Origin of the sequence: Roseobacter sp. TSBP12 (assembly GCF_009129705.1) — a bacterium.
Lineage (GTDB): Bacteria > Pseudomonadota > Alphaproteobacteria > Rhodobacterales > Rhodobacteraceae > Celeribacter > Celeribacter baekdonensis_A.
Window position 1 is genome coordinate 80,182 of record NZ_PYIB01000052.1, and the last position, 25,288, is coordinate 105,469.

23 protein-coding genes, 1 tRNA gene and 2 pseudogenes are annotated in these 25,288 nt (G+C 58.6%); 9 read left to right on the forward strand and 17 right to left on the reverse strand.

What is annotated here, in order from left to right:
* Positions 1–21 precede the first annotated feature (21 nt).
* The 4 genes from C8029_RS15960 to C8029_RS15975 form a co-directional block, all read right to left on the reverse strand.
* Positions 22–891 carry an aldose 1-epimerase family protein gene (locus tag C8029_RS15960; RefSeq protein ID WP_152003277.1) on the reverse strand — a complete coding sequence of 290 codons (870 nt, stop codon included), beginning with the start codon at positions 889–891 and terminating at the stop codon, positions 22–24.
* 220 nt (positions 892–1,111) lie between these two features.
* Positions 1,112–1,600 carry a hypothetical protein gene (locus C8029_RS15965; RefSeq protein WP_152003278.1) on the reverse strand — a complete coding sequence of 163 codons (489 nt, stop codon included), beginning with the start codon at positions 1,598–1,600 and terminating at the stop codon, positions 1,112–1,114.
* A gap of 121 nt (positions 1,601–1,721) precedes the next feature.
* Positions 1,722–3,008: an N-acetylmuramoyl-L-alanine amidase gene (locus tag C8029_RS15970; protein ID WP_009571683.1), complete on the reverse strand. Its 1,287-nt coding sequence runs from the start codon at positions 3,006–3,008 to the stop codon at positions 1,722–1,724.
* Between the two features lie 19 nt (positions 3,009–3,027).
* The gene (locus C8029_RS15975; protein WP_009571682.1) at positions 3,028–4,179 is read right to left on the reverse strand and encodes a pyridoxal phosphate-dependent aminotransferase; all 1,152 of its coding nucleotides are present in this window, start codon (positions 4,177–4,179) and stop codon (positions 3,028–3,030) included.
* 57 nt (positions 4,180–4,236) lie between these two features.
* Between C8029_RS15975 and C8029_RS23015 the strand changes: the two genes are divergently transcribed.
* From C8029_RS23015 to C8029_RS15985, 3 genes are read left to right on the forward strand one after another with little or no spacing between them, the layout of a single operon-like run.
* Positions 4,237–4,527, forward strand: coding sequence for a M48 family metalloprotease (locus C8029_RS23015; RefSeq protein WP_353617612.1), 291 nt, complete (start codon positions 4,237–4,239; stop codon positions 4,525–4,527).
* Positions 4,524–5,573 (forward strand): M48 family metalloprotease, encoded by a 1,050-nt coding sequence (locus C8029_RS15980; protein ID WP_353617613.1) that lies wholly within the window; start codon positions 4,524–4,526, stop codon positions 5,571–5,573. The genes C8029_RS23015 and C8029_RS15980 overlap by 4 nt, the downstream gene beginning before the upstream one ends.
* A gap of 4 nt (positions 5,574–5,577) precedes the next feature.
* A complete protein-coding gene (locus tag C8029_RS15985; protein WP_009571680.1) occupies positions 5,578–6,339 on the forward strand; it encodes a DsbA family protein in 762 nt (253 codons plus the stop codon).
* A 113-nt stretch (positions 6,340–6,452) separates the two neighbouring features.
* Here C8029_RS15985 and ispG read toward each other — a convergent pair whose 3' ends face one another.
* The 4 genes and pseudogenes from ispG to hemA all read right to left on the reverse strand — a co-directional run bounded on the left by ispG (position 6,453) and on the right by hemA (position 10,256).
* Complete coding sequence (gene ispG / locus C8029_RS15990) at positions 6,453–7,580, reverse strand: flavodoxin-dependent (E)-4-hydroxy-3-methylbut-2-enyl-diphosphate synthase (RefSeq protein WP_009571679.1); 1,128 nt, start codon at positions 7,578–7,580, stop codon at positions 6,453–6,455.
* Between the two features lie 128 nt (positions 7,581–7,708).
* Positions 7,709–8,605, reverse strand: coding sequence for a DUF4115 domain-containing protein (locus C8029_RS15995; RefSeq protein WP_414632330.1), 897 nt, complete (start codon positions 8,603–8,605; stop codon positions 7,709–7,711).
* A gap of 63 nt (positions 8,606–8,668) precedes the next feature.
* A pseudogene (locus C8029_RS23145) lies at positions 8,669–8,920 on the reverse strand (helix-turn-helix domain-containing protein); the annotation flags it as partial.
* Between the two features lie 106 nt (positions 8,921–9,026).
* Complete coding sequence (gene hemA / locus C8029_RS16000) at positions 9,027–10,256, reverse strand: 5-aminolevulinate synthase (RefSeq protein WP_009571677.1); 1,230 nt, start codon at positions 10,254–10,256, stop codon at positions 9,027–9,029.
* 263 nt (positions 10,257–10,519) lie between these two features.
* Between hemA and C8029_RS16005 the strand changes: the two genes are divergently transcribed.
* Positions 10,520–11,905 carry a dipeptidase gene (locus C8029_RS16005; RefSeq protein ID WP_009571676.1) on the forward strand — a complete coding sequence of 462 codons (1,386 nt, stop codon included), beginning with the start codon at positions 10,520–10,522 and terminating at the stop codon, positions 11,903–11,905.
* 70 nt (positions 11,906–11,975) lie between these two features.
* On the opposite strand, the gene C8029_RS16010 is transcribed toward C8029_RS16005, so the two are convergent.
* From C8029_RS16010 to C8029_RS16035, 6 genes are all read right to left on the reverse strand, one after another.
* On the reverse strand, positions 11,976–13,511 hold the full coding sequence (locus C8029_RS16010) for an alkaline phosphatase D family protein (protein ID WP_152003279.1): 1,536 nt from the start codon (positions 13,509–13,511) through the stop codon (positions 11,976–11,978).
* A 138-nt stretch (positions 13,512–13,649) separates the two neighbouring features.
* Entirely contained in the window at positions 13,650–13,874 is a 225-nt protein-coding gene (locus tag C8029_RS16015) for an RND transporter (protein WP_152003280.1), read from the reverse strand.
* A 42-nt stretch (positions 13,875–13,916) separates the two neighbouring features.
* Positions 13,917–14,564 carry a histidine phosphatase family protein gene (locus C8029_RS16020; protein WP_152003281.1) on the reverse strand — a complete coding sequence of 216 codons (648 nt, stop codon included), beginning with the start codon at positions 14,562–14,564 and terminating at the stop codon, positions 13,917–13,919.
* A 302-nt stretch (positions 14,565–14,866) separates the two neighbouring features.
* Positions 14,867–15,370, reverse strand: a complete 504-nt coding sequence (locus C8029_RS16025) for a hypothetical protein (protein ID WP_152003282.1) — start codon at positions 15,368–15,370, stop codon at positions 14,867–14,869.
* A 394-nt stretch (positions 15,371–15,764) separates the two neighbouring features.
* Positions 15,765–15,839, reverse strand: a tRNA-Val gene (locus C8029_RS16030).
* A gap of 74 nt (positions 15,840–15,913) precedes the next feature.
* Complete coding sequence (locus tag C8029_RS16035; protein WP_193217668.1) at positions 15,914–16,321, reverse strand: HU family DNA-binding protein; 408 nt, start codon at positions 16,319–16,321, stop codon at positions 15,914–15,916.
* Between C8029_RS16035 and C8029_RS16040 the strand changes: the two genes are divergently transcribed.
* Positions 16,251–16,430: a hypothetical protein gene (locus tag C8029_RS16040; RefSeq protein ID WP_152003284.1), complete on the forward strand. Its 180-nt coding sequence runs from the start codon at positions 16,251–16,253 to the stop codon at positions 16,428–16,430. The two genes, C8029_RS16035 and C8029_RS16040, sit on opposite strands and share 71 nt — an antisense overlap.
* A gap of 221 nt (positions 16,431–16,651) precedes the next feature.
* Here the strand turns inward: C8029_RS16040 and lon are convergent, their stop codons facing one another.
* From lon to C8029_RS16055, 3 genes are all read right to left on the reverse strand, one after another.
* Positions 16,652–19,057: an endopeptidase La gene (gene lon / locus C8029_RS16045; protein WP_009571667.1), complete on the reverse strand. Its 2,406-nt coding sequence runs from the start codon at positions 19,055–19,057 to the stop codon at positions 16,652–16,654.
* Positions 19,058–19,367: 310 nt separating this feature from the next.
* Positions 19,368–20,513 carry a tRNA guanosine(34) transglycosylase Tgt gene (tgt, locus tag C8029_RS16050; protein ID WP_152003285.1) on the reverse strand — a complete coding sequence of 382 codons (1,146 nt, stop codon included), beginning with the start codon at positions 20,511–20,513 and terminating at the stop codon, positions 19,368–19,370.
* Between the two features lie 145 nt (positions 20,514–20,658).
* The gene (locus C8029_RS16055; protein ID WP_226946370.1) at positions 20,659–22,002 is read right to left on the reverse strand and encodes a uracil-xanthine permease family protein; all 1,344 of its coding nucleotides are present in this window, start codon (positions 22,000–22,002) and stop codon (positions 20,659–20,661) included.
* Between the two features lie 185 nt (positions 22,003–22,187).
* Here C8029_RS16055 and C8029_RS16060 point away from each other — a divergent pair, with 185 nt between their 5' ends.
* The 4 genes and pseudogenes from C8029_RS16060 to C8029_RS16075 form a co-directional block, all read left to right on the forward strand.
* The gene (locus C8029_RS16060) at positions 22,188–22,658 is read left to right on the forward strand and encodes a hypothetical protein (protein ID WP_193217669.1); all 471 of its coding nucleotides are present in this window, start codon (positions 22,188–22,190) and stop codon (positions 22,656–22,658) included.
* A 74-nt stretch (positions 22,659–22,732) separates the two neighbouring features.
* Positions 22,733–23,278, forward strand: a complete 546-nt coding sequence (locus C8029_RS16065) for a YcnI family copper-binding membrane protein (protein ID WP_152003287.1) — start codon at positions 22,733–22,735, stop codon at positions 23,276–23,278.
* Positions 23,279–23,503: 225 nt separating this feature from the next.
* Entirely contained in the window at positions 23,504–24,898 is a 1,395-nt protein-coding gene (gene rimK, locus C8029_RS16070) for a 30S ribosomal protein S6--L-glutamate ligase (RefSeq protein ID WP_152003288.1), read from the forward strand.
* Between the two features lie 138 nt (positions 24,899–25,036).
* Positions 25,037–25,288: pseudogene (locus C8029_RS16075) on the forward strand (pyruvate kinase); the annotation flags it as partial.

Consider the following 25,288-nt stretch of genomic DNA (forward strand, 5'->3'; position numbering starts at 1 on the left):
TACCGCGGCGGACATCCCAATTCACATCCGAACTGTCACCTCATAGCCAAACTCCACGACCGCCTCGGGCGCGAGTGCGATGCTGTTCGGGCGCTGCGATATTTGCGGGCCATCCCCGGTGTAAGAGGCCGTGCCATGCCATGGTTCAATGCACAAAAAGGGCGCGCCTTTCGGGCGCCAGAGCGCCAGATCGGGAAGATTATGGAACTGAAATTCCAAAGTCAGTCCTTTGGCGGGACCATAACGCAACGCCTCTGATCCATTCGGAAAAACCAGCGCCCCTTCGGTGAACAGATCCTCATCAATCGCAAGTTTACCCTCGACGAATGGGCTGGGAAGCGGCTGCGGATCGAGCAATCCGTCATCGAGTTTATGCATATCAGGGGTGCTGTGCGTGGCAAGTGTGACGTAATGCGTCGCCTGCCCGGTATTGGGCAGCGGCCAACAAAATGCAGGATGGAAACCAAAGCCAAAAGGCATGGTCTGGGCGCTGTTGTTTTGCACCTGCGCTGTGACCTGTACCGTGTTTCTCTCCAGTCGGTGCGTCACTTTTAGCGTAAAGTCAAAGGGATAGACCGCCATACTTTTAGAATTCTGTGTAAGGATATGGCTGCACGACACATCTGTTTGGTCTTGAAGCGCAAAGAGGCTCCGCCGGGCAAATCCGTGTTGGGACATCGGCGCTTTATGATCGGCAACCGCAATCACATCATCCACCGCCCGCCCAACGATTGGAAACAAAACGGGCGCGCGGCCAGACCAAAAAGTGGCATCCCCGTTCCAAAGCAGATCGTCCCCGGCCGAGGTCCGCAAACTTTGCATCTCCGCGCCCAAAGGCGCGACCTCAAGACTGAGGAAATCATTCTGCAACACGCAGCACGGGGCAGTCATAGCGCCGCTCCCTGAGCGTTCAACACCGTGCGCATCACGACAGGCCCTGACCGCAGTTCAACTCTGTTCAAAAAATGGAGGTTTGCCATCATTTCCTCACCCAAGATATGACACCACAAAATAGATTTTTGATCCAAAGTCACCCCTTATTTGCGCAACATCCCCATCACAACGCGCGCTCTACCCCGCCTCTTCAATCTCGGACACCTCGTCCAAACACCTAGCGATGTTCAAGGAACGCGTGCGCCTGCAAAAGGCTTGTGGCGAGACCGCCGAAAAAGCCCGGAACGCCAATATCAATCAGGTCTGACGGCGCGTTTTCGTCTTGCGTCGTTGCGCCTTTGGTGGGCTTCACATGGACAAGCGCGGTGGGAGTGTCGAGCAATTCCCGGTAGCTTGCGCCTTTTCCGTGTTTGAGCACGTTGATGGCGAGGTAATAGATGTGGATGCGCTCGGCGAGGTCGCCGCGTCCGGCCTCTTTGAGGGCGGCGGTGAGTTTGCGTGAAAACGGGCCGCGTTTGAAATGGTGCTGCATCCGCGCCTCGAACAGGGTGAAAGCATCGACGGCGGCCAGTTCAAGCGCACCCTGTGCGGCGCGCAGGTCTTGCGCGCTGGACGCGGCCTGCCCTGCCAAAATGATGTCTTCGAATGTCTTTGCTTTGGCCTGTACCGCTGCAATCAGCTCCGGCACGCTCTGTGACGCTGTCATCGTTCAGTTCTCCGTATGGGTCCCCCCTCCCATACGCGAAGCGGCGCGGAATGATAGGGCGAAACGGTTCATCTGAGCCGCGTCACCTCAGTCACGAGGGCGCAAGGCGCATAAAGCGGCCTTATTTTCGCAATTTGCCCATCGCCACCCGTTCCTCATCCTGCCAAGCATAAAGCGCATCGCGGATGGCCCAAGCCGCGCGGGTGCGCCAAGCCGGGTCATTGAGCTTGGCGCGATCTTTGGGCGAGGACAGAAAGCCCAATTCCAACAACACGGAGGGCATATCGGGGGCTTTGAGCACGGAAAACCCAGCTTCCAAACGCGGGCGTTTGTGCATCCCGACGCTGGCTTGCAGCTGCGTCACCAGCGCATCGGCCAAACGGTCCGTGCGCGGTGTGGTCTCATTACGGGCCATGTCCATCAACACACCCGCAATGACATCGTCCTGATCGCTCAAATCCACGCCCGCCAACAAATCGGCGCGATCATGGCGTTCGGCCAGTTTTTGCGACGCAGTATCCGAGGCGCGATCGGCCAACGTATAAAGCGTCGCCCCCTCAGCCCGACCTTCGGAAATCGCATCGGCGTGGAGCGAGATAAACACCTCCGCCCCCGCCTCCCGCGCCAAGGTCAGGCGGGTTTCGAGCGGCACGAATGTGTCATCTGTGCGGGTCAACGTAACGTCAAACCCACCGGCACGGATCAGCACATCCCGCAATTCACGCGCGAAACTCAGCATCAAATCCGACTCGCGCACGCCATCGCGTTCGGCACCCGGATCAATGCCGCCATGGCCGGGATCAAGCACAACCTTCAACGGCCCCTCGCCAAATTTTTTGCGTGGGATCACCGCACCGTCCGGCTCTGAGCGACGGACAAGCTGCGCCTCCAACGGCGTCCCGGCCCCCAAAGCAAACTCATCGGCGGCCATCGGATCAAGGTTGAGCCGCAACACCGCCCCCGCCTCATCGCGCGACATTTCGGCATGGACCAGCCCGTAAGGCGCGGCCAAATCCATCACCATGCGCGACCAGCCGGGGACAAACCCGCCCACCCGCAGGTCGGTGACGCCCTCAGCCGTGTCAAAGGCCTGTACGTCAAACCCGGTCCAATCGACCTCGGAAAAATCCACCACGATGCGTCTGGGATCATCAAGCGAGAAAATCCGAAACGGCACAGGTTGGGACAGGCGCAACATCATCTCAAGGCTGTCGCCCTGATCGACCAGCGCTGAGGCCGAACTGTCGGCGCGGGCCAAGGCGGTCAGCCCGTCTTGCGCCTGCAACGGCAGAGCGGAGAGGCATAGGAAAAGGAGCGCTTTGAAAACCTGCATCGAAACCTCATAAAACCGGCCGCGTGTCCGGCCTTTGGCGCAGTGTAGCCGGACAGGCGCGGCCTGAACAGCCATCAGAACGGCCAAAGCGCACTCACTTTTGCGACATTTCGGCGGCCATAAACGCAGACAGGCGGCGCAGCCCTTCACGAATGTCCTCGGTCGAGCGGGCATAGGAAAACCGCATCGTCTGGTGGCCGCGTTTGGGGTCAAAATCCAACCCCGGCGTCACGGCCACCCCGGCCTCGTCCAAAATACGGGCACAAAGGGCGCGACTGTCCTCGGTCAGCTCCGACACATCGGCATAGATGTAAAACGCCCCGTCTGGTGGCGCGATCCGGTCAAAACCGATTTTTGGCAGCTCGTCCAACATCAAACGGCGGTTCTCGGTGTAGACATCGACTAAGGCCTGACACTCATCGCGACCTTCCAGCGCGCCCAAGGCGGCGACCTGTGCGGCATGGGGCGGGCAGATGAAAAAGTTTTGTGCAATGCGTTCAATCACCCGCACATGATCCTCGGGCACCACCATCCAACCGACGCGCCATCCCGTCATCGAAAAGAATTTTGAAAACGAATTGATCACATAGACATCGTCCGAGAGTTCCAACGCTGTCACCGGACGCGTGCCGTATTGGATGCCGTGGTAAATCTCGTCGGAAATGAACGACACGCCCCGGTCCTGACAGGTCTGAATCAAGGCGCCCATGGCCTCCCGATCCAACATCGTGCCGGACGGGTTGCCGGGGCTGGCGACGATCAAGCCATCCAAACCGTCGGGGATCTCGCTTGGCACCGGCTGTAGGCGGTTCTCCATCTGCGTCTGAATGCCCACCGGCGTGATGTCGAGCCCCGACAGGATTTGCCGATAAGACGGATACCCCGGCTCGCCCAAGCCCACCTTGGCCCCGGCGTCAAACAGCGCGGTGAACGCCAAAATGAACGCCCCCGAGGAGCCCGGCGTGATCACCACCCGCCGCCAATCCAAACGCACCCCGTACCAATCCTGATAGAGCGCCGCGATGCCTTTGCGCAGCTCCGGCAGGCCAAGGGCGACGGTGTAGCCCAAAGGCCCCTGCTCCATCTCCTGCGCCAATTTGGCCCGCGCCGCGTTGGGCGCGCCCGTGGCAGGTTGACCGACTTCCATATGGATGATGTGCCGCCCGGCCTCCTCATGTGCGCGCGCCGCCTCCATCACATCCATCACGATAAAAGGATCGACTTCAGAGCGGCGGGAGGTTTTCATCGGGCATGTCCTGTGGTTGTTTGGAGCCTGAAATGCCAGCGACAGAAAGGAATTGCAATGCGGCAGATGCGAGTACGCGCCATGCGCCTTTTGATGACCTTCGCGCTAATGCTTTGCCTGCCGCTGTCGGCCTGGGCCAAGGGGATTTTGCGCGACCCGGATATTGAATATGCGCTTGGCCGTCTGGCCGGACCGATCTTTGATGCGGCGGGTCTGTCGGCCGCGCGGATGAAAATCGTCGTCATCCATGACGACCAACCGAATGCCTTTGTTGCTGATACCTCCCATGTGTTCCTCCATTCCGGCCTGCTTTTGCGCTCGATACGGCGGCCGAAGTACAGGCGGTGATCGCCCATGAGGTCGCCCATATCACTGGCGGCCATATCATCAGGCGTCAGGCCAATATGAAAAATGCCTCGACGGCGGCGGCTCTTGGCCTGTTGCTGTCGGGGGCGGTGGTAGCCGCCACGGGCAATGGCGAGGCGGCGGCGGGCATCGCCATGGGCGTCACCGGATCAGCGCAGCGGGTGCTGTTTGGCCACACCCGCGCCGAGGAAGCCTCCGCGGACCAGGCCGGCATCCGCTACATGGCGCGCGCGGGCGTCCCACCACAGGCGATGCTGGATGTACTTGAAATGTTTCGTGGCCAGGAGGTCTTGTCCGAGAGCCGCCAGGACCCCTACGCGCGCACCCATCCTTTGACCCGCGAGCGTCTGCGCGCGCTCAAAGGCTATGCAGCCGCATCGAAACTCACCGCCAATCCCGACCCGGAGGCCAACTATTGGTACGCCCGTGCGCGCGGCAAGTTGGAGGCGTTCATCCGCCCGCCCGCCTATACGCTGCGCCGGGTGCCCGCCTCTGATGGCTCCGACATCGCGCTGATGCGCCGCGCCGTGGCACTGCACCGCGTGCCCAAGCCGAAAGAGGCGATGGCCACCATGGCCCGCCTCGTCGCGCTACGCCCAAACGACCCCTATTACGCCGAGCTTCAGGGGCAGATTCTATTGGAAAGTCGCCAATTTGATGCCGCTGTCACCGCCTATCGCCGGGCGGCCCAATTGGCACCAAATGAGGCGCAAATTCAGACCGGGCTTGGCCGCGCGCTTTTGGCGACGACCAATAAGGCCAACCTCCCCGCCGCGCTGGAGGCGGCGCGGGCGCGCGATGGCTATGACCCAAATCTGTTGCGTCATTTGGCCTCCGCCTATGCCCAATCGGGTCAGGACGCCATGGCCGCACTCAACGCCTCAGAGGCCCATATCATGCGTGGCGATTGCAAAGCCGCGATGCCTTTGGCCCAACGTGCCGCAGCAGCGCTGGGTCACGGAAGTGTTGGGTGGAACCGGGCGCAAGATGTGGTAAACGCGTGCGAAACCGCTCTCAAACGGAGATAGAGATATGCCTTTTGCCAAAGCCTGCGCCCGACTCGGTGCCGCGGCCCTTTTGACCGCTTCCACCGCGCTTGGCGCCTTTGCTTTTGACATCGGTGACATGTCCGATGCCGAGCGCGCGGCGTTTCGCGCCGAAGTGCGCGCCTATCTTTTGGACAATCCCGAAGTGTTGATGGAGGCGGTGGACGTCTATCAAGCGCGTCAGGCCGAGGCTCAGGTCTCCAGCGATGCCGACATGATCGCCGCCAATATGGACGCGATTTACAACACCGCCTTCGATGGCATCTACGGCAATCCCGAAGGCGATATCGTGATGGTCGAATTCACCGACTACCGCTGTGGCTATTGCAAAAAAGCCTTTCCAGATGTGAAAGCACTTTTGGAAAAAGACGGCAATATCAAACTGATCGTCAAAGAATTCCCGATCTTGGGCGAGGCCTCCGTTTTGGCGTCGCGCTTTGCCGTTGCGACCAAAATGGTGGCTGGTGATGACGCTTATTTGACCTTCCATGACGCGCTGATGGAAGCGCGCGGCGATGTCACAGTTGGCTCGCTGCGCCGTCTGGCCACCGACCTTGGCATCGACGCCGATGCGGTTGTCGCCAAAATGGACAGCGAAGAGGTCACCACGGTGATCGCGAAAAATCACCAACTGGCGGCGGAGTTGCAAATCTCGGGCACGCCGACCTTTGTGATGGGCGACCAGATGCTGCGCGGCTATGTGCCCTATGATGCGATGGTTGAAATCGTGGCGGAGCTGCGTGGGTGAACATGCGGCAGGACGCGGGTCACAGCGCCGGTTTATACCTGGAAATGACAAAACCCCGCCATTGGCGGGGTTTTTATTTGAGTATTTGAGCTGCGCTGAAGCGGTTGTGGTGCTTATTCAGCGGCCTCGGACGCGGTCTGAGCCTCGATCTCGGCGGCTTTGGCTTCGACCTGTTCAACGATATGGTCAACCATATTGTCATTGGACATTTTATGGCTCTGCGCCCCGCCGAGATAGACCATGCCATGGCCAGCTCCACCGCCGGTCCAACCGACATCGGTCATCAACGCCTCGCCGGGACCGTTGACCACACAGCCGATGATCGACAGGCTCATCGGCGTTTTGATATGTTCCAACCGCTTTTCCAGCGCCTCAACAGTTTTGATCACGTCAAAGCCCTGACGCGCGCAGGACGGGCAGGAGATGATATTCACGCCGCGGTGGCGCAGGCCGAGAGATTTGAGGATTTCATAGCCAACCTTGACCTCTTCGACCGGATCGGCAGACAAGCTGACGCGGATCGTGTCGCCGATGCCCATCCACAAAAGCTGACCCAGCCCGATGGCCGATTTGATCGTGCCGGACATAAGCCCACCCGCCTCGGTGATGCCCAAATGGATCGGCGCATCGGTGGCCTCGGCCAATTGTTGATAGGCGGCGGCGGCGAGGAAGACATCAGAGGCTTTGACCGAGATTTTGAAATTGTGAAAATCGTTGTCTTCCAGAATTTTGATATGATCCATGCCGGATTCGACCATCGCGTCGGGACAGGGTTCGGCGTATTTGTCCAACAGGTGCTTTTCCAAAGAGCCGGCGTTGACGCCAATGCGGATCGAGCAATTGTGATCCTTGGCAGCTTTGATCACCTCACGCACCCGCTTTTCATCACCAATATTGCCCGGATTGATCCGCAGACAGGCGGCCCCGGCTTCGGCGGCCTCGATGGCGCGTTTGTAATGGAAATGGATGTCAGCGACGATCGGCACCGGGCTTTCACGGCAGATCTCTTTGAGCGCCAAAGCCGAGTCGCGGTCGGGGGCGGAGACGCGCACGATGTCGGCCCCGGCCTCTGCGGCGCGCAGCACCTGATCCAAGGTCGCTTTGACATCGGTGGTCAGCGTGTTGGTCATGGTCTGCACGGTGATCGGCGCATCGCCCCCCACCGGCACATTGCCCACCCAAATCTTGCGGCTCACGCGTCGGTCAATGTTGCGCCAAGGGCGAATGGAATTGTGCGACATGGGAACGGGCCTCTTTTGGGACGGTTTTGGGACGGTTTTGGGAACGTCAATTCAGCCCCCCTTAGATAAGGCGGCACACCGCAAGTGACAAGCGGCGGAAGCGGCAGAGTGATCAGATGAAAGCCGGTTTATTGGCCGTTTTGGGCGACCTGAAAGGCCTCGGCGACCGTGTCATTGGCGGCCAGATCGACCTGGGCAAAACTGTCCGACACATCCGCGACCGAGAGGGCGATGTTTTTCACCACAGACCCAGAGGCACCGACCGGGCCATAGGCCTGACCATTGACGTCGAAATAGACGCCACCGGCATTGCCCGTGCGCAGAATCGGCGCTTTGTCCATCGCCGGAACGATGTAACGTTCACCGGCATCAAGAATCTTCTCAAACAAAACGGACCCATCGGCGGCCTGGACGCGCACCCATGACGGGCGCACGGCGACCAGCGCCAATTCGGGCGCGCCCTCTTCGACCACGCGCACATCCCCCTCGTCCGTGTCGGAAAGCGCCGCCAAGGCAATGTCAGACGACATGGCGTTCAGGCGCTCTTCGCGCTCGGCGGCAAGTCCTTCGCCCGCCAAAGCCCCAACAGAGCGCGGATCAAGCGCCGCGATAGGCCCGTCACGCGGCACCAAAACCGGCACATCCAGCGCCTGCGGACGATACAACCGATCCAGCGCCTCGGCGGAGGGGGTCGCAAGGCCGACGCTCTCGTCCATCTGCGCCAAACGGGTCTCGGAGCCTGCACCACCAAGGGGGGCAACTTCGGCGATCACGGCCGGGGCCTGATCGACCGGGGCCATTTTGACCTTTTGGATTTCTTGCAACACCGACCAGCCGCCATAGCCGATCACGCCCAAAAGCGCGAGCAACACAGCGGTTGATCCCAGCGCGCCGGGTTCGATCCGGGACATAAACCCCTGTCCGCGCGGGACAAAGCTGGCGTTGGGATCGGAGAATGGATCTTTCTTGACAGGTGCCGCCGCCGCCTTGGCCGGTTTGCGTTTGGTTGAGGCCTCGGGGGACATGCCGTGGGCAACCGTAAAGCCGCTTTCAGAGCAAAACCGTGCAAAAGCCCAATCGGGATCAAGATTCAGATAGCGGGCATAGGAGCGCACATACCCCGCGATGAAACCCTGGGTTTCAAACACAGAGGGGTCAGAGTTCTCAATGGCGGCAATATAGGTTGCTTTGATCTTCAACTCGCGCTGAACATCCAAGAGCGATTTGCCAAGGGTGGCGCGTTCCCCACGCATGACGTCGCCGAGCTGAAGCTCGTAATCGTCAAAACCGCGAGGATGTTCCTGCTCCTCGACGTGTGGCTTCGTCCACCGCCTGATCATGCATTCGCCCCAAATTAACCTGCCCGCCCTTTAGGCGTCGATTCGTCGCCTAAAGTTGATAAACTGTTACCATATGCTCAACGGGGCCGCCCAGCGTATATCTTGATTAACCCGCCATTTCGGCGCGATTCAGCGCACAATGGCTCCAAAGCGCGTCCAAAGCATGAACCAGAGCATCCATTTCGCGCGGCCCGTGAACCGGTGAGGGCGTAAAGCGCAACCGCTCTGTGCCGCGCGGCACGGTCGGGAAATTCACCGGCTGAACGTAAATGCCATAATGTTCGAGCATCATGTCGGACATGAGTTTGGTGTGTTTCGGATCTCCCACAATCAACGGCACGATATGCGAGCCATTGTCGGTGATCGGCAGGCCAAGGCCTTTGAGCCGCAGTTTGAGGATTTTCGCCTGAGTCTGATGCTCTTCACGCAGCTTTACACCGCCCTCGCCTTTGAGGAAGGCGATCGATGTCGCCGCCCCTGCCGCCACAGCGGGCGGGATCGAGGTGGTGAAGATAAAGCCCGGCGCATAAGAACGCACCGCGTCACACATTTTGGCCGAAGCAGCGATATAGCCGCCAAAGACGCCAAAGGCCTTGCCGAGTGTACCGTTGACAATGTCGATCCGATCCAAAAGACCGTCGCGTTCGGCCACACCGCCCCCGCGCGGGCCGTACATGCCAACCGCGTGAACCTCGTCGAGATAGGTGAGCGCATTGAATTCTTCGGCCAGATCACACAGCTCTTTGAGCGGACCAAAATCGCCATCCATCGAATAGATCGATTCAAAGGCGATGAGTTTCGGCGTTTCGGGATCATCCGCCGCCAAAAGGGCGCGCAGGTGATCCAGATCGTTGTGACGGAAAATGCGTTTCGCGCCACCGTTGCGACGAATGCCCTCAATCATCGACGCATGATTGAGCGAGTCGGAATAGATGATGAGACCGGGGAACAGCGTCGGCAGGGTCGAAAGCGTGGCATCATTGGCTATATAGGCCGAGGAGAACACCAAAGCCGCCTCTTTTTGATGCAGATCGGCAATCTCGGCTTCAAGACGTTTGTGATAAACCGTGGTGCCGGAAATATTGCGCGTGCCACCAGAGCCCGCGCCCGTTGCATCCACCGCCTCTTTCATGGACGCGAGAACGGACGGGTGTTGACCCATGCCAAGATAATCGTTGCCGCACCACACGGTTACGGGTTGCTCTGAGCCATCCGGTTTGGTCCATGTGGCGTGCGGAAACTGCCCGCGCTTGCGTTCAATATCGATAAAGGTGCGGTAACGCCCTTCGTCGTGCAACCGTTGAAGTGCTTCGTCAAGCTTCGCCGTATAGTCCACTGTTCGTCCTTTCGCGCGTCTCAGGTCTGCCTCTTTTAGCGGCATCAAGCGAAAATTGCGACTCATATTCACATTTCGCAAGATAATACCGCAACAGCCCCCTATGAGCCTCTTCTGCTCTGCCTTGTCAGCTTCACCTTCTTATGACGTATCCATTCCCTTTCAGAATGATCTATGTCAACCCGCCCGCCCCCTCTGGACACCATTTTTCAGAGGCGTAAGCTGCGGCAAAATATCCCGAGCATGATAAAAGGTTTCCCATAATGAACTCTCGCCTCGCTCCGGTGCTTGAACGCATCGACACTGATCTCGACGCTACCCTTGATCGCTTGATGACATTTTTACGCATTCCGTCGATTTCGACCGACCCGGCCAACAAGGCCGATTGCCAGGCGGCGGCGGAGTGGCTTGCCGCGGAATTGACCTCGTTGGGGGCGGATGCCGAAGTCTGCGCCACGCCCGGCCACCCGATGGTGATGGGTAAAATCGGCTCCGGTGGGCCGCATTTGCTGTTTTACGGTCACTATGATGTGCAGCCGGTGGACCCGCTCACCCTCTGGGATCACGACCCGTTTGCGCCCTTTATCGAAGAGCGCGCGCAGGGCAAAGTGATCCGGGGCCGCGGCGCATCCGACGACAAGGGCCAGTTGATGACCTTCGTCGAGGCCTGCCGCGCCTGGATTGCCGAAAACGGCACCCTGCCCTGCACGATCACGTTTTTCTTTGAAGGCGAAGAGGAAAGCGGCTCGCCCTCCCTGATCCCCTTCATGAAAGCCAACAAAGACAGGCTCGCCGCCGATCTGGCGCTGATCTGTGACACGTCGATGGTCGCCCCCGGCGTGCCCTCGATCTGTAGCCAGCTGCGCGGGATGCTCAAAGACGAGTTCACCCTGACGGGGCCGACGATAGATCTGCATTCGGGCCATTACGGCGGCCCGGCACTGAACCCGCTGCGCGAAATCTCCAAAATCATCAGCACATTCCATGATGAAGCGGGCCGCGTGACGATCAAAGATTTCTACGACGGCGTGCATGAGGTGCCCGACGACATCCTGCGCCAATGGCAGGGCTGTGGCTTTGACGAGGCGGATTACCTATCCGGCATTGGCATGACCAAAGCCCATGGCGAGGCCGCCTATTCGACCTTGGAACAACAATGGGCCCGCCCCACTTTGGAGATCAACGGGCTTTGGGGCGGCTATCAGGGACCGGGCACCAAAACCGTGATCCCAGCGGAGGCGCATTGCAAAATCACCTGTCGTTTGGTGGGCGATCAGGACCCGGACGCGATCCGCAAAAACCTGCGTGCCCATGTCGAAAGCCGCCTGCCGGTGGACGCCAAAGTCACATGGAACCAAGACCTCGACGGGTCCCCCGCCGCCGTGATGAACACGGATCGTGCGGAATTCGAGGCGGCACGTCAGGCCCTGTCCGACGAATGGGACCGCGAGGCGGTGTTTGCCGGCATGGGCGGGTCGATCCCGATTGCGGGCTATTTTACCACGATTTTGGGGCTGGATTCGATGTTGGTGGGCTTTGCTGATGACGACGACCGCATTCACTCTCCGAATGAGAAATACGGCCTCAAGAATTTCCACAAAGGCATCCGCTCCTGGGCGCGAATTCTGGACGCTGTGTCCAAAGCCTAAGTTTCGGGCCTAAATCTTGCATCTATAGAAAAAGCCCCGGAGATCACTCTCCGGGGCTTCTTTATGCGATTTACGCCAGATCGGGTGCGATCGTCGTGGACCACAACAACGTGTCAGCCGCATCCAAAAGCGACACGGTCATCGTCCGGTCCGCAGCGGAAATATCGACCTTGCCAAAGAACTGATAGCCATCGGACGGCGGCAGGTTGAACTCGCCTTCTGGCGGCGCTTTGGCAAATTCGACCTTCGGGCCAAAGGTGTTGTCATACTCACTCGGACCAAAGGTGCCCGCGTGCAGCGGACCGGAAACGAATTCCCAGAACGGCTCAAAGTCCTGAAACTCGGCACGCTCCGGGCTATAGTGATGCGCGGCGGTGTAATGCACATCGGCCGTGAGCCAGACGGTGTTTTTGACCTTGGCATGTTTGATAAAGGACAGCACTTCGGCGATATCGAATTCACGCCCCAGAACCGGACCATCGCCATTGGCCATGTTTTCAAACGCCTCTTTGCCATCGCGCACCATCATACCGATGGGCATATCGGCGGCGATGACTTTCCATGTGGCTTTCGACGTCGACAAAGCGCCCTTGAGCCAAGCAATCTGTTCGGCGCCCAGGAAATCCTTCGGCGTCGGCTGACGGTTGCCGTCATTGTCGTCGCGGTAGGTGCGCATGTCGAGAAAGAACACGTCCAGCATCGGACCATAGGAGACCTTGCGATAGACACGCTTGGGTTCTGCGGCATTGACGCGGATCGGGTACATTTCAAAAAACGCCTGCGCCGAGCGGGCAAACAGTTTAGCCGCCGATTTCTCGGTGTAACGATCATCCGAGGCGAAGGTCTCGTTCGGATACCAGTTGTTGGTGACCTCGTGGTCATCCCATTGATAGAGGATCGGAACTTCGGCGTTAAACGCCCGCACATTCTTGTCGAGCATGTTGTATTTATGCGCGGCACGGAACTCATTCAGCGTCTCGGCCACTTTGGTCTTTTCTTCGACCATGACGTTTTTCCACATCGTGCCGTCTTTCAACTCGACCTCAGCCGAGAGCGGGCCATCGGCATAAACGGTATCGCCGGAGTGGATCATGAAATCCGGGCGATGTCCCAGCATGGTCGCGTAGGTGGTCATGCCGCCGCGATCCTCGTCAATGCCCCAGCCCTGACCGGCGGTGTCGCCAGACCAGACGAAAGACACATCACGCAGCGACCCCGGCGCGGTGCGGAAATGGCCTGTGACCGCCTCGGAGACGGAATTGGTGTCCGACAGATCGGCCATGGCAACGCGGTAGAAAATATCCTGGTCCGACGGCAGGCCTTCGAGCAACATTTTACCGGTGAAATCGGATGTATCGCCAACGGAGAGCGGCTGAACCCGCGTGGCATTGGCGAACGTGTCCGTGGTGGACCACTCCACCATCATTTTGGACTCGCGGTCCGCGCGGGCCCAGATCATTGCACCATCATGGGCAACATCACCGGACTGAACGCCGTGGGTGATCAACGGACGGGTGGCGGCGCGGGACAGGCCGGGCATGGCAAGGGAGCCGGCAAGGGCAGCGCCCCCGGCAAGCGCCTGACGGCGCGTGATACGGATGGACATATAAGGTCTCCGGAATGGATGTGCGTTTATGAGACGCGGGGCTGGTCCCCGTCGTCTTCAACCGCACTGTCTCGGAGAAATGTGTCAAACAATTTTCCAAATGGTAAAAGATATCCGACAGTTTCGTGACAGCGACGGTTAAACAGCCTGCCCCCGGTCGCCCCGCGCCAGTTTCAGCACCAAAAGCGCCCAAGGCAGACCGTGAAACACCAGATCAAACATATCGATCGGTCGGCTCAACGCGCCCGCCAGTAGCATTTTGATCTTTTCCCAGACATGCGGTTCCGGGAAAAACGGCGCCAGCCCGAGCGTCAGCGCGGCAATCACAAAGGTGGAGGTCGGGATTTTGTCAAAAAAGCTCATAGGCCCCTCCTGCCCCATCTCAGGCGCGCAGACCAGAGGGCGTCATGCCGCAGGGGGATCGGTCGCCAGGGATTGGGCCAGATAGGCCTCAGCCGCCTCTGTCGTGTCAAGCACCCGCGCCTGACCGCCTGAGAGCACCGTCACCACGCCTTGAACATGGGGCAATGCGGCGATCTCATCCAAAGAGAGACCACAGATGATCCCGCGCAAAAAGGCCGAGACGACTCCATGCGAAATGATCACGGTGGGCTGGGTCAGGCTGGCCAGATAGGCGCGACAGCGGGCCTCCAAAGCCGCGCCCCCCTCGCCGTTCGGGGCGCTTAAAAACAGCGAGAACATATCCTTTTCTTCCGCCGATCCAAACCCCCGCTCTGCCACAACTTCGGCGCGCAATCGGCCTTCCCATGTGCCGGCGAACACTTCTTTGAGCCCGTCCACCGCCTGCACTGCGCGCCCCTCGGCAACGACAGATGCGGTGCGCCACGCTCGGCCCAAAGGGCTTGCGTGGATCGCGATCCCCGGATGCGCGGCCAAAATCGGCGCCAAAATCGCCCGCTGCGCATGGGCCTGCGCCACGCCTGTCTCAGTCAGCGCACTGTCAAGACGGCCCTGAAGACGGCCCTCGACATTCCATTCGGTCTGGCCGTGGCGCAAAAGATAGAGAGTGGGATAGGTCTCGGAATGGGTCATGGGATCGAACTACTGTGCCGAACCGGGTCTGACAAGTTAGATTTCGTCTCAGCTCTGCGGCAAAACCACGCTGAGCCCAAGCAATCCGGCAAAAAGCCCCGACCAAAACGCCCAGCGGAGGATGAGACGCGCGCCCCTTCACACCAACTCCGCCGATACGCCCCATGCGCGACTGATCGACCTTGGGGTGGAACCATTCGTGGTGAAAGACCTGCTGTGCGGGGTGCTGGAGAGGCGCAAAGCTCTTGGAGCCTATGAGCGAAGGTTCTCCATAAACCAAAAGCATGCCCGTGAAGTGTCTACTACGCTGTTCGACTTTTATTTCTTTTGGAAATTCGCTCCCAGACATATTCCGACAAGAGTGACGAACAAAAACCGCCCCACACAAGGGGATCACCAACAAAAATCGAAGTCCTGACCCAAACCAAAACATCAAAATCAGCGTCGATAAGGTCCAAGGAAACAAACATACCTATCCACAAACTGTAAGTGCCCAAACGAACAAGGGCTCTTCGCCTTACATTCAGTTTGCGAGATAACAAAATCGTAATGATGGATATGATGCCGTAGAAAGCGAGTAAGTATGCCAGGAGCACCAAAGCACTGAGGGATATGTAATAGTGCCAAACTCCATCGCCCGGGGGAATGTCGCTTGCAAATGGATCCGAGATATTAAAGCCAAAGATAAAAATGATTGCAATGAACGGCGCCAAAAAGATATCGACCAAAGCTAAAGTCAATAATCGCAGTAAAAACCGCCATAGTCCTCTCAACGACATCTTCGCTTTTTTACTTTGCTCATTCATTTGGTCACTGCCTCAGATTGCCTTTTCTGGCGTCTCGCGCGGCTCTCGGGTGGCTTGTCGTTCAGCTCTTCTCTTCCGCTCCGCGGCCGCAACATCTTGTCCACTTCAAGTGCGGCCTTTCTTGTCTCAGCGTCCGAGAGATCAGCCTATCCAGTTCAGCCAACCTCGCAATCCTCACGACACATTTTCGTCATGATGCCCGCGTTCGCCAACGCCTCTTTGATCGCGTTTTCAGGATCAAAAGCTGTGCTGCGGCGCATGTGAGGTTCCATGCATATGCTATTACCTGCTCTTGCAGTAAAGCGCACATACATTTTGAAAGGTTTTCACCATACAATTGAAGTTGGCGTGAGAAAAAGTTTATTTAAAAACAAAATGTGGAAAATGTGGAAAATGGTGGGTGATAAGAGATTTGAACTCCTGACATCTTCGATGTGAACGAAGCGCTCTACCACTGAGCTAATCACCCGCCGTGGCGCGGTGTTTAGCGCCACGGGTCCTTTGATGCAAGGGGCGAAATGCAGATTTTTAAAGCGGGAGGCTTTAGCTTTCTGCGGCTTCGGTTTCTGTCGCTTCCTCGCCTGAGACATCGCCCTCTTCGGTGCCCGCCATCATCGCTTTCGGGCGGCGCAGCTTGGCGATGACGATATGTGCGCCCGAGCCCTCGCGTTGGCGGTTGACCGAAACCTTGCCGAGCGGCGGCAGGTTCAATTCGTCGCCGCGCTGGAGCGCATCGCCCAACTCTGCCAACACCGCTTCGAGCACTTTTTTGGCGTCAGAGCGTTTCACACCAGAGGCTTCAGCCACTTTGGCGATCATTTCTTTCTTTTTCATCGTGGTCACTACACTTGCTTCAGGCGCATCAACCGGGGCGGCATCTGTGCTGCTGGGGACGGTTTTAAGCGGCTCTGGATTGGAAATTGTTGTCACAGGGGACTCCGATTTTGGCATGGTTGCCGCTTTGGTGCTGCGACGGGGGGATGTGGATTTTGATGTGGTCTTCCTGACAGCGGTCGCAGTCTTGCGGTTACTGGTCGAGGATTTTCGGGTTGCCATTTGAACCTCTTTGTTTCGCTCACGGAAACCCTAACGCCACAGCCCCCCTTGGCGCAAATGGGAAATGAACGAATGGTTTATCTCATGGGGTACAGCGCGGTCAGCTGGCATGATTGCTCAAAACTCTGGCAATCTCGGGGTAAACCACAGAGGCTTGGTGGCATATCAGCCACAAAAAACCGGCCCTCAGGCCGGTTTTTCATTATGATTGTTTCCGAGACGAAATCAATGCGCGGTTGCGCCCTGCCCTTCACCGGTTGAGGTGATTTTGGCCAAACGCGCCGCCTCATCGGCCTCTGCGTCCCATTCCACCGGCTCAGGCTGGCGCACAAGCGCGTATTTGAGCACTTCAGAGACATGGGTGACCGGGATGATTTCCAGCCCCTCTTTGACGTTGTCCGGGATGTCGGCCAGATCTTTGACGTTCTCCTCAGGGATGAGAACGGTTTTGATCCCGCCGCGCAACGCCGCCAAGAGTTTCTCTTTCAGCCCGCCGATCGCCGTTGCATTGCCGCGCAGACTGACTTCGCCGGTCATGGCGATGTCTTTGCGCACCGGGATTTGCGTCAGCACCGACACGATGGTCGTGACCATGGCCAGACCGGCAGACGGTCCGTCTTTCGGCGTCGCCCCATCGGGCACGTGGACGTGGATGTCCATCGTGTCAAACAGCGGCGGCTTGACCCCAAGAGAGGGCGCGATGGAGCGGACATAGGAACTGGCCGCGTCGATGCTTTCTTTCATCACATCGCCGAGCTTACCCGTGGTTTTCATCCGCCCCTTGCCGGGCAATTTGAGCGCCTCGATCTGCAACAGATCACCGCCGACGGAGGTATAGGCCAGCCCGGTGACAACACCGATCTGATCTTCTTTCTCCGCCAAGCCGTAGCGCACTTTGCGCACGCCCAGGAACTCCTCAAGCGTCTCGGAGGTGACATGCACCGCCTCGACCTCTTTACGCACGATTTTGGTCACCGCCTTGCGGGCAATCTTGGCCAATTCGCGCTCAAGGCTGCGCACCCCCGCCTCGCGGGTGTAATAACGGATCACATCCATGATCGCGCCATCCGTGACAGAGAATTCCTTGGCTTTGAGGCCGTGGTTTTTGATCTGTTTCGGGATCAAATGCTGTTTGGCGATCTCGGCCTTTTCGTCCTCGGTATACCCCGAAAGCGGGATGATCTCCATCCGGTCCATCAGCGGCCCCGGCATGTTGTAGCTGTTCGATGTGGTCAGGAACATCACGTTGGAGAGGTCATATTCGACCTCCATATAGTGATCCACAAAGGTGGAGTTCTGTTCCGGGTCCAGCACTTCGAGCATGGCGCTTGCGGGATCGCCACGGAAATCCTGACCCATCTTGTCGATCTCATCGAGCAAAATGAGCGGATTGGTAGTTTTGGCTTTTTTCAACGCCTGGATGATCTTACCCGGCATGGAGCCGATGTAGGTCCGGCGGTGACCGCGGATCTCGGACTCATCGCGCACACCGCCCAAAGAGATGCGAATAAATTCGCGCCCCGTGGCCTTGGCAACCGATTTCCCAAGCGAGGTCTTGCCCACGCCCGGAGGCCCCACAAGGCACATGATCGGGCCTTTGAGTTTCTGGCTGCGCTGTTGCACGGCGAGATATTCGACGATGCGCTCTTTGACTTTTTCCAAACCATAGTGATCCTGATCGAGGATGTCCTCGGCCCGGCTCAGGTCCTTTTTGACCCGCGATTTCACGCCCCATGGGATTGAGAGCATCCAATCCAGATAGTTGCGCACCACGGTGGCTTCTGCCGACATCGGGCTCATGTTTTTGAGCTTTTTGATCTCGGCATCGACCTTGTCCTTGGCCTCTTTCGACAGCTTGGTCTCGGCGACTTTCGCCTCCAATTCCGCAATCTCATTGGCCCCGTCTTCGCCGTCGCCCAATTCCTTCTGAATGGCCTTCATTTGCTCATTCAGGTAATATTCGCGCTGGGTGCGCTCCATTTGGGATTTGACGCGGGTCTTGATCTTTTTCTCGACCTGCAACACCGACATTTCGCCCTGCATCAGGCCGTACACCGCCTCAAGGCGGTCATCAATGGCCAGCGTTTCCAAAAGCTTTTGCTTCTGGTCCACTTCCACCCCCAGATGCCCGGCCACCAGATCGGCCAGTTTCGCGGGTTCGCGGGTCTCGGACACGGCGGCCAGCGCCTCCTCCGGGATGTTCTTTTTCACCTTGGCGTAATGTTCAAACTCTTCGCGCACCGAGCGCAACAACGCGGTGATCGCGGCGGGATCGCCTTCGCTCTCTTCAAGCGGGATGACCTGAGCTTCGAAATAGCTGTCATTTTGGGTGAATTCGGTCAGCCGGACGCGGCTTTCGCCCTCGACCAAAACCTTGACCGTACCATCGGGCAGTTTCAAAAGCTGCAACACATTGGCCAAGACACCGACGCGGAAAATGCCATCAATATCCGGGTCATCGACCGACGGGTCCATTTGGGCGGCAAGCAGAATCTGCTTGTCCTGGTTCATCACCTCTTCCAGCGCCTTGACCGATTTCTCACGGCCAACAAACAGCGGCACAACCATATGCGGAAAAACCACGATGTCGCGCAGCGGAAGAACGGGGTAGGATTGGAGTTGCTCGTGCATGTTCATTCCTTTTATTGGCAAAAGAGCCAAGCCCCGGCTTTGCAGCAGCTTTGCGCTCTTTCCTGTCTTAGTGATTACATCTGGGGTGGCCGCCCGCAGATTTCAAGCAAGACAGGTTGCATGTTGCATAGCAGTCTGCCTTTCAACGGGCGGCCCTGCAAGAGTGGATTTGCGTTGACGTCCGCGTCACGGCGCCTGACACGGCCCGGCTTGATCAACTTCATGTCCAAAGCCATTAGAAAATAAAAGAAAGGTCTGTTTGCCCTATCTTTCACCTTATTCGCAGGTCGCGCAGATGTTTTCGCATATCTTACAGCGGATCAATGTCACCCATCGCGCGTTTGGCGTGAAACTCCGCTTCCCAAGCCGCAAATGTTCCGCCCGCAATCGCGTCGCGCATGCCTTGCATGATTTCCTGAAAATAATGCAGGTTGTGCCAAGTCAAAAGCATCCCGGAAATCATCTCCTGCGCGCGAAAGACGTGGTGCAAATAGGCACGCGAATAGTGGGAACAGGCCGGGCAGGAGCAGTGTTCGTCCAGAGGCCGCGGATCATCGGCGTGGCGCGCGTTCTTGATGTTCACCTGCCCACGCCGGGTCCATGCCTGACCCGTGCGGCCAGAGCGTGAGGGCAAGACGCAATCCATCATGTCGATGCCGCGTTTGACCGCGCCCACGATGTCATCGGGCTTGCCAACCCCCATCAAATAGCGTGGCTTATCGGTGGGCAACATGTCGGGGGCAAAATCGAGGCAACCGAACATCGCCTCCTGCCCCTCGCCCACGGCCAGACCGCCCAGCGCATAGCCATCAAAGCCTATTTTCTTGAGCGCCTCGGCGCTTTCTTCGCGAAAATCACGCTCAAGCCCGCCCTGTTGAATGCCAAACAGCGCATGGCCCGGACGGTCGCCAAAGGCCTCACGAGACCGTTCCGCCCAGCGCATCGACAGCCGCATGGAGGACGCGATCCGGTCGCGATCGGCGGGCAGCGCCGGGCATTCGTCGAAACACATCACAATGTCGGAGCCCAAGAGTTTTTGGATTTCCATCGAACGTTCCGGCGTCAACTCATGTTTGGAGCCATCAATATGCGAGCGAAAGGTCACGCCCTTTTCGGTCAGCTTGCGCAGATCGGAGAGACTCATCACCTGAAACCCACCAGAGTCGGTCAAAATAGGCCGCTCCCAGTTCATGAATTTGTGCAAGCCCCCCAAACGCGCGATGCGTTCGGCGGTGGGACGCAGCATCAAATGATAGGTGTTGCCCAACAGGATGTCGGCCCCGGTGGCGCGCACGCTTTCGGGCATCATCGCCTTGACGGTCGCCGCCGTGCCCACGGGCATGAACGCAGGCGTGCGAATGTCGCCACGCGGGGTGGAGATCACCCCGGTGCGGGCGCGCCCATCGGTGGCGTTGAGGGAAAATGAGAATCGCGGGGTTTGAGCATCTTGGGTCATAGGGGGGATTTACCCGCAAAGGCGCGTCAGGGCCAGAGGCTCGCTTTGCGCGTCGCAGAAGCCTCTCTCCCGACATGTGGCGCGTGAAAAAACCGCCCCCACCCACACACGGGCGGGGGGACGGGTTCACTTCGATCCGCGGAGGTTACTCCGCCGCTTCAACCGTGGCTTTGGCATCCTCAGGAATGGCCAGAGACAAGATGATCGCGGACATCCCCGCCAGCGTGATCGGCGCGGCAAAGACCTGTTTGAGGAAACTCGGCAGGTGTTGCGTCGCATCGGGCACCAAGGTGACGCCAAGTGCCAAGCCAAAGGACACCGCCATGATATAGACCCGGCGCAGGGTCATCTCGACCGAGGACAGGATGCGAATCCCCGCCACGGCGATGGTCGAGAACAACACCAATGTGGCTCCCCCCAAAACCGGTTTTGGGATGATCAAAAAGAACGTGCCGATGATGGGGAACAGGCCCAACAGGACCAAGACCCCGCTCATATACATCCCGACATGCCGCGAGGCGACGCCGGTCATTTGGATCACACCGTTGTTTTGCGAAAACGTGGTGTTGGGGAAGGTGTTGAACACCGCCGCCAATGCGGAATTGACGCCATCGCCCAACACCCCGCCCTTGATGCGCTTCATGTAAAGCTCGCCTTCCACCGGCTGACCGGAGATCACCGAATTGGCGGTCAAATCGCCCGAGGTCTCAATCGCCGTCACCAGATAGAGAAAGGCAATCGGAACAAACAGGCCGATGTCGAAATCAATGCCGTATTTGAACGGGATCGGCAGGGCAAAGAGTTTGGCCGAACTCAGCGCGCCAAAATTCACCAGACCAAAGAAACTCGCCACGATGGTCCCAACGATGAGGCCAATCATGATGGCCGAAATCCGCAGGGTCGGTTTGCCGATAAAGGTCATCACCAAAATCACCGCCACCACCAGAGTGCCAAGCAACAGATAGAGCGGCTTGCCAAGGTCTTCGCCCGCCCGCGCGCCCCCGGCGAAATCGGTAAAACCCGATTTGATCAGACTCAGCCCGATGACGGTGATCACAACCCCGGTCACCGTGGGCGTGATGATGCGTTTGAGCTTGTCCAGAAACTGCGACAGGATGATTTCCACTAAAGAGCCGACAAGACACAGGCCAAAGATCATCGCCAAAATGTCATCCGGCGTGCCGCCTTGGCTTTTGACCGCAAAACCCGCGGCCAACACCGCGCCCAGAAAGGCAAAGGACGTGCCCTGCAAAGACAAAAGCCCCGATCCCACCGGGCCGATGCGTTTGCATTGGATGAACGTGGCCACGCCCGAGACAAAAAACGCCATCGCTATCAAGTAGGGCACTTGTTCGCCCAATCCCAAAGCGCCGCCGATGATCAGGGACGGCGTGGCGATGCCAACGATGGAGGCCAAGACATGTTGCACCGCGGCCAAAGCGGCCTTTGACGGAGGCGGCACGTCCTCTAACCCGTAGACTAGCGGCATGAAACTCTCTTTGCTCATAATGGTGGTCCCCTTTTCGGTCGTTTTTCAACTTTTGGTTTTCCCTGCCGCAAATCTGCGCCCCCACCGCCTGTAACAAAAGCGTCACCTGTGCCTGACGCGACCTGCCTCGCCTGCGTTTTTCTCTCGCTTAAGAAAACGGCAGTTTTCGCGCGCGCCAACTCGGAATGTTCATTTCTTCAGCCACATGGGGCCTGTTGACCGGATCACGCCCGAGCGTTAAACGGGTCGAACCATTGAGCCATGTTCCCGCCATGATGATCCGTGCCATCGCCCATACCAGGACCTTAAGGTCGCTGATCACGCTGATCGCGGCGCTGGCTTTTGCGGTCCTGTCGGGGCTGCATGGCGCGCGTCCGGTTGGCCTTGCCCCCGCTCCGGCGGCCAACGCCGCCCTGTTTGCCGAACTTGGGTTTTCCGCCAGCGACATCTGCGGCTATGGCGGCTCGGGCTCGGGGTCTGACAGCCGCTGCCCGAACTGTGTGATCTCCACTTCGGCGGTTGTGCCAGACACCCAAGGCCTCTGCGCCCCCAGCGGCAGCCCCCACAGATCCCCCCGAATTTTTGCTCAAGACTCCCTCTCGATCCCACAGCTTTTACGGGTCAAAACGGCGCGCGCGCCGCCCGTCCTCGCCTAACAGCCGATCAAACGCCATCGACCCGCCCCGCAGGCGGTGCCGATGGGTCTGTTATGTGAATTTAGGATACAACAATGACCCAATTTTCTTTTCTGAAACCGGCTTTGGCCGGATGTCTGATCTCTGTCGCCCCTCTGGCTGCCATGGCCCATGCGAGCCTCGAAACCCAAACCGCTGCCTTGGGCACGACCTACAAAGGCGTGATGCGCATCACCCATGGCTGCGACGGGCAAAGCACCCAACGTGTGCGCATTGACATTCCCGAAGGCGTTGTGAACGTCAAACCAATGCCCAAACCCGGCTGGACCGTGACCACAGAACGTGGGGCCTATGCCCATAGCTATACCGTTCATGGCAGTCCGGTCACCGAAGGCGTGCAGACAATTGAATGGTCAGGTGGCACGTTGCCCGACGATTTTTTTGACGAATTCATCTTTCGTGGCACGTTGGATGCCAGCCTTGGGGAGGGGGTGATCTATTTCCCCACCACGCAATATTGCGCCGATGGCGAAAATGCCTGGGTCGACATCCCCGCCTCTGCCGATGCACCGCGCCCCGCGTCCCCCGCCCCGGCGCTGGATCTGGCGGCACCCGCCCATGCGGATCATACGGGCCACTGATGCGTCCGGCCTGATAAGGCCGCACTGAACTCAAAAGATGGCGCGCTCCGGCCCAATCGGGGCGCGCATTTCTCTCTTTACGCCGGTCCCCAGCGTCGCTGTCACAAAACTCACAAACCCTCTTGTCATACACACAGAAGGATGACATTGGGCGCGTGTAACACGGCACACGGGCATTGAACGTGACCGCGACGGGACCTCCCCAGTAAATGAAAGACGACAATGATGGATAAAGCTCCTTTCGCTTTGGGCTGGGAAGAATGGGCTGCACTGCCGGATCTCGGCTTGCCTGCGCTCAAGGCCAAGGTCGACACGGGCGCGCGCACCTCGGCGCTGCATGCCTTTGACATCGAACCCTTTGGCAAGGCGGATGCCCCGAAAGTGCGCTTTAACATCCACCCCATTCCGGCGCGCGAGGACATCGTGATCTCTTGCTCCGCCGATGTGGTGGATCGCCGCGAAGTCACCTCGTCCAATGGTGAAACCGAGCTGCGCTATGTCATCTCATCCGAAATCCAGATGGGTGATCGCCGCTGGCCGATTGAAATCACCCTGACCAACCGCACCAATATGGCTTACCGGATGCTTTTGGGCCGTCAGGCGATTTCTGAAGATATGATCGTTCAACCGACCGAGAGCTTTTGCCAACCGGTTTTGGACGACAGCGCCTATTTCACCACCGCGATCCGCGACACCTTGCCATCGCGCGCGCTGCGCATTGCGGTCCTGTCACGCGAACCGGACAATTACTCGACCCAACGCTTGGTGGATGAGGGCGAAAAACGCGGCCATGTGGTTGAGGTCATCGACACCGCGCGCTGTTACATGGTGATCAATGCCATGGCCCCGGAGATTTATTACGATGGCGAGCGCCTGCCGCGCTATGACGCCGTGATCCCGCGCATCGGCGCGTCTATCACCTCTTATGGCACCGCCGTGATCCGGCAATTTGAAACCATCGGCACGTTTTGCGTCAATGGCTCCGAAGGCATATCCAAATCGCGCGACAAACTTCAGGCCCATCAGGTCCTCTCACGCCACCAGATCGGGATGCCGACCACCGCTTTCGCCTCCTCGCCCAAAGACACCGACAACCTGATCGCCCTGGCGGGCCAAGCGCCGCTCATCGTCAAACTGTTGGAAAGCACCCAAGGCCGCGGCGTGGTCCTGGCCGAAACCAAAAAGGCGGCGCAATCGGTGATTTCGGCGTTTCGCGGCCTCAAAGCCAACTTTTTGGTCCAGCATTTCGTCAAAGAAGCTGCGGGCGAAGACATCCGCTGTGTCGTCATCGACGGCAAAGTCGTGGCCTCAATCAAACGCTCGTCTTCGGGCGGCGATTTCCGTTCCAACCTGCATCTGGGCGGCACCGCCTCGACCGTGCGCATCAGCAAAGCCGAACGCGACGTCGCGTTGAAATCCGCCAAGGCCTTTGGCCTTCGTATGGCGGGCGTCGATCTGTTGCGCGCCGAAGATGGGCCGAAAGTGTTGGAGGTCAATTCCTCGCCGGGCTTTGAAGGCGCGGAGACCACCACCGGCAAAAATTTGGCTGGAGTGCTTTATGACATGATCGAAAAACGGGTCCGCCCCACGCCCGCCCGCAAAAGCCGCAGCAAAGCCTGATCTCAGCTTGCCACACCGCCCCTGCCTCGGCACCCAGGCGGTGTTTCTTTTCCAAAACAGGCCATTCTTTGATCTCTGCCATAGCGCCGTTACCAAGACCGGCGAACACTGGCCGCAACTGTCACAGATAGGTGCCCCATGTCCGCCGCTTCTTCCATCTCGCCCCCCTCCTGCCCGCTCGCGCCCAATCCGGCCGATCTTTTGACGCGGTTCCGCGCCCTGCGCGATCACATCGCCACAGAGACAGACACGATCTGGAGCGATTGGGCCGATCTCGATATGCGCGAAGCCTTTCGCCCCTCGGCGCAAAACCTCGCGACCTATCTGGCCTTCCGCCACACCGATCTGTCCGCCGTGCAGCCGGATTTGGCCGCTTTGGGCCTGTCGACC

Excerpts from the sequence above, each read along its gene's own strand:
- C8029_RS15960 (WP_152003277.1), bottom strand. The coding sequence starts at position 891 with ATGACTGCCCCGTGCTGCGTGTTGCAGAATGATTTCCTCAGTCTTGAG.
- C8029_RS15965 (WP_152003278.1), bottom strand. The coding sequence starts at position 1,600 with ATGACAGCGTCACAGAGCGTGCCGGAGCTGATTGCAGCGGTACAGGCC.
- C8029_RS15970 (WP_009571683.1), bottom strand. The coding sequence starts at position 3,008 with ATGGCTGTTCAGGCCGCGCCTGTCCGGCTACACTGCGCCAAAGGCCGG.
- C8029_RS15975 (WP_009571682.1), bottom strand. The coding sequence starts at position 4,179 with ATGAAAACCTCCCGCCGCTCTGAAGTCGATCCTTTTATCGTGATGGAT.
- C8029_RS23015 (WP_353617612.1), top strand. The coding sequence starts at position 4,237 with ATGCGGCAGATGCGAGTACGCGCCATGCGCCTTTTGATGACCTTCGCG.
- C8029_RS15985 (WP_009571680.1), top strand. The coding sequence starts at position 5,578 with ATGCCTTTTGCCAAAGCCTGCGCCCGACTCGGTGCCGCGGCCCTTTTG.
- ispG (WP_009571679.1), bottom strand. The coding sequence starts at position 7,580 with ATGTCGCACAATTCCATTCGCCCTTGGCGCAACATTGACCGACGCGTG.
- C8029_RS15995 (WP_414632330.1), bottom strand. The coding sequence starts at position 8,605 with ATGTCCCCCGAGGCCTCAACCAAACGCAAACCGGCCAAGGCGGCGGCG.
- C8029_RS16005 (WP_009571676.1), top strand. The coding sequence starts at position 10,520 with ATGAACTCTCGCCTCGCTCCGGTGCTTGAACGCATCGACACTGATCTC.
- C8029_RS16010 (WP_152003279.1), bottom strand. The coding sequence starts at position 13,511 with ATGTCCATCCGTATCACGCGCCGTCAGGCGCTTGCCGGGGGCGCTGCC.
- C8029_RS16015 (WP_152003280.1), bottom strand. The coding sequence starts at position 13,874 with ATGAGCTTTTTTGACAAAATCCCGACCTCCACCTTTGTGATTGCCGCG.
- C8029_RS16020 (WP_152003281.1), bottom strand. The coding sequence starts at position 14,564 with ATGACCCATTCCGAGACCTATCCCACTCTCTATCTTTTGCGCCACGGC.
- C8029_RS16025 (WP_152003282.1), bottom strand. The coding sequence starts at position 15,370 with ATGAATGAGCAAAGTAAAAAAGCGAAGATGTCGTTGAGAGGACTATGG.
- C8029_RS16035 (WP_193217668.1), bottom strand. The coding sequence starts at position 16,321 with ATGCCAAAATCGGAGTCCCCTGTGACAACAATTTCCAATCCAGAGCCG.
- lon (WP_009571667.1), bottom strand. The coding sequence starts at position 19,057 with ATGCACGAGCAACTCCAATCCTACCCCGTTCTTCCGCTGCGCGACATC.
- tgt (WP_152003285.1), bottom strand. The coding sequence starts at position 20,513 with ATGACCCAAGATGCTCAAACCCCGCGATTCTCATTTTCCCTCAACGCC.
- C8029_RS16055 (WP_226946370.1), bottom strand. The coding sequence starts at position 22,002 with ATGCCGCTAGTCTACGGGTTAGAGGACGTGCCGCCTCCGTCAAAGGCC.
- C8029_RS16060 (WP_193217669.1), top strand. The coding sequence starts at position 22,188 with ATGTTCATTTCTTCAGCCACATGGGGCCTGTTGACCGGATCACGCCCG.
- C8029_RS16065 (WP_152003287.1), top strand. The coding sequence starts at position 22,733 with ATGACCCAATTTTCTTTTCTGAAACCGGCTTTGGCCGGATGTCTGATC.
- rimK (WP_152003288.1), top strand. The coding sequence starts at position 23,504 with ATGGATAAAGCTCCTTTCGCTTTGGGCTGGGAAGAATGGGCTGCACTG.